Genomic DNA, 3,128 nt, shown 5'->3' on the forward strand with positions numbered 1-3,128 from the left:
TGCCTACTTCCTTCTCCCACGGGAGTCTCCCCCTTCCCCAACGCCCCTTGCCAAATGATGAACTCGAAATCATACGTGTACGAATCTAAACGATAGGTGATGGAAATCCAGCTATAACACTGAATTCAAAGCCATTCTACATTCCACAGTCTCCTTACTCAGGATAGAACTTTCGAGAGACTTACAAATATATGGTGGCGGGGAAAACGGCGAGACTCCTGCGGGATGAGAATGACAGGTGAGATCCCGCAAGGCGAAGCCTGAGGAAGCTCACCAAATGCCCATGGAAAGCGAGTGATTTCCCGGACCTCCTATTTCTATCCAAGGCAACGGAAACATAAAAAGTTTCGAAACTGAGTCTTCAACAATCGGGAGCTTTAAAGGAATAAGAATAATTTTACAGAAGGGTATAACAGACATCAAAACCCCCTCTTCCAAATGAATGAAAGAGGGGGTTTTGATGTTTTACTAATGTGTCATAGCTTGTCTGGTTGACCAAGGCGATTCCACACTTTACTTAATGCCCGAGGGTTCGCATGATAAATTCAACGAGAAAGACCATGGCGATAAGGACGACAGGCGTCGATAATTCTCTTTGTTTTCCTAAGGCTAATTTTACAATCGGATAGGCGATAAATCCAAAAGCCATTCCATCAGCGATTGAGTATGTGAAGGGAATCATCACAATAATCAAAAATGCTGGCATGGATTCGGACAACTGATCCAGCGGAATCTCTTTGATGTTCTGTACCATGAGGGCACCGACAATAATCAGAATTGGACTGATGGCAGTGGAAGGTACCATTGAAATCCATGGAATCAGTAATAGCGTTCCAATAAATAGAACAGCCATCGTTAAAGCTGATCTTCCTGTTTTGCCACCTGAAGCAATAACGGCAGCGCTCTCTGCGGAGGACACGGTAGGTGATGTACCAAATAATCCACTAGTAAGAGAGGCGAAGGCGGTAGCTTGATAAGAACGCTTGAACTTGTCTTCTTGTTTTAACATGTTTAGTTGCCCGTGGATCAGCCCCATATTTTCAAATATTAGGACGATCGCTAACGGGAAAACAGCCATCCAAAAACCGAACTGTCCAATACTGCTGAAGTCCGGCATGAATATCCATGATTGCTCTTGAAGGGCTAGCATCTGACCGGGCTCATTTAAAATCCCTGTGAAATAAGCGATGATCGTGCCTATGACCATAGTCACTAGGAAATTCCCTGGAACATTTCTCGTGAATAGGAAAATACCGATGAATAAGGTTAGCAGGCTGGTGATCACGACCGCTGATGACGGATTTCCTAAAGTGATCAGAGAATGCTCGCCTTTAACGACAAGACCGCCCTTTTCTAAACCGATTAAAGTCAGGAATAATCCAAGTCCAACCGTTATTGCGTTTTTCAATGACTCTGGGATAGCATGTTTCAGCCAGTCTCCTAATCTAGTAAAAGCGGTGACTAAAAATAGAAGGGAAGCCATTAGAACCACAGCGAGTCCTTCTTGGAAGCTCAGGCCTGTGCCTTCAACGATTGAATAGGCAAACAAAGCATTAACTCCCATGCCTGGAATGAGAACCATAGGCGCATTGGCGTATATGGCCATGATCAGACATCCGATGGCGCTGGCAAGAATCGTGGCGACCATACCGCTCTCAAGCGGTAAACCGGCACTTTGAAGAATCTGACTGTTAACGGCAACAATGTACACAGTGGTAAAGTAGCCAATTAATCCAGCCGTGAATTCTTTCTTCCAGCTCACCTGTTTTGTATGCTTATTGAGCATAACAATCTTCCTCTATGAAATTATCCCTCTCCCGCCCGGTTACCGTGTAACCCACAAACTGTTATTTTACTTCAATTTACAATCAGAATCAATAACTTCTGTTAGATTATTGTAAATACTAATCAAGAAAGACAGTATTGTGATAAAATACTTATGGGCTATCTTGAGTTAGAAAGCATTTTCTTTGTAAAATGGAGGTAGACAACTAAGGGATGGTGAAAAGAAATGAAATATAGATCTGTGTTTGATATTATCGGTCCAGTTATGATTGGTCCGTCCAGTTCACATACGGCCGGGGCTGCGCGTATCGGTAGAGCCGCCCGGCACCTATTCGGAAGAGAACCTAAATATGCACATGTCCATCTATATGGATCATTTGCAAAAACATATAAAGGCCACGGCACCGACGTGGCGATTATCGGTGGTCTGCTTGACTATGAAACATATGATGAAAGAATCGGACAAGCACTCGAAACCGCTCGTAAAAATGGCATGAAGATTCGTTTTCATGAAGAAGATGCTCATACCGATCATCCAAACACTGCTCGCCTGAAAATCGGTGATGATGATGGAGAGCTTGAGCTTGTAGGTATATCGATCGGTGGAGGAAAAGCTGAAATAACCGAGCTGAACGGATTTGATTTAAATCTTTCAGGCAGCCACCCTGCTATTTTGCTTATCCATAATGATCGCTATGGTGCCATTGCATCAGCGACGTCCATTCTTGCCAAAAACGAGATTAACATCGGACGAATGGAAGTATCTCGAAAAGCTCAGGGAGAGCAAGCATTGATGGTGATAGAAATGGACCAGAATATCGATGATACCGTTTTAGGAGAGCTCGAGCGTGCAGATCACATCATCCAAGTAGCGAAAATATCGGAATAAGAAAGGGGCAGTGTAATATGTTTCGAAATGTTGCAGAATTAGTAGAACTTGCAGAAAGTCAAAATATACAAATCTCAGAAGTGATGATTCGTCAAGAGATGGAAGTGAAAGAACTGACCCGGGAACAAGTCGTGGGACAGATGGAAAAGAACCTTGATGTGATGGAAAAAGCCATTGAGGATGGATTGAAAGGTGTGAAATCTCATAGTGGCCTAACAGGCGGCGATGCTGTTCTGATTCAGAACTATATGAAGAATCATACTCCTCTATCTGGGAATCTGTTGATGGATGCCGTAAGCAAAGCAGTAGCGACGAATGAAGTGAACGCAGCCATGGGTACGATCTGTGCAACGCCGACAGCAGGGAGCGCGGGATGTGTACCAGGGACGCTTTTCGCAGTGAAAAATCAGTTGAACCCTACTCGTGAACAGATGGTCCGCTACCTTTTCACTTC

Annotated in this window: 3 protein-coding genes; 2 read left to right on the top strand and 1 reads right to left on the bottom strand. The window is 44.0% G+C overall.

The features are described 5' to 3' along the window. Window positions 1-517: 517 nt before the first annotated feature. Window positions 518-1,786, bottom strand: coding sequence for an NCS2 family permease (locus LD39_RS15830; protein ID WP_035549496.1), 1,269 nt, complete (start codon window positions 1,784-1,786; stop codon window positions 518-520). A gap of 225 nt (window positions 1,787-2,011) precedes the next feature. On the opposite strand from LD39_RS15830, the gene sdaAB reads away from it, so the two are divergent. Both sdaAB and LD39_RS15840 read left to right on the top strand, forming a co-directional pair. Further along, window positions 2,012-2,674, top strand: a complete 663-nt coding sequence (sdaAB, locus tag LD39_RS15835) for an L-serine ammonia-lyase, iron-sulfur-dependent subunit beta (RefSeq protein ID WP_035549499.1) — start codon at window positions 2,012-2,014, stop codon at window positions 2,672-2,674. A 17-nt stretch (window positions 2,675-2,691) separates the two neighbouring features. Beyond that, window positions 2,692-3,128, top strand: a 437-nt coding sequence (locus tag LD39_RS15840) for an L-serine ammonia-lyase, iron-sulfur-dependent, subunit alpha (RefSeq protein WP_035549503.1), incomplete at its 3' end; no start/stop codon positions are given.

It is taken from the genome of Halobacillus sp. BBL2006 (genome assembly GCF_000786645.1).
Classification (GTDB): domain Bacteria; phylum Bacillota; class Bacilli; order Bacillales; family Halobacillaceae; genus Halobacillus.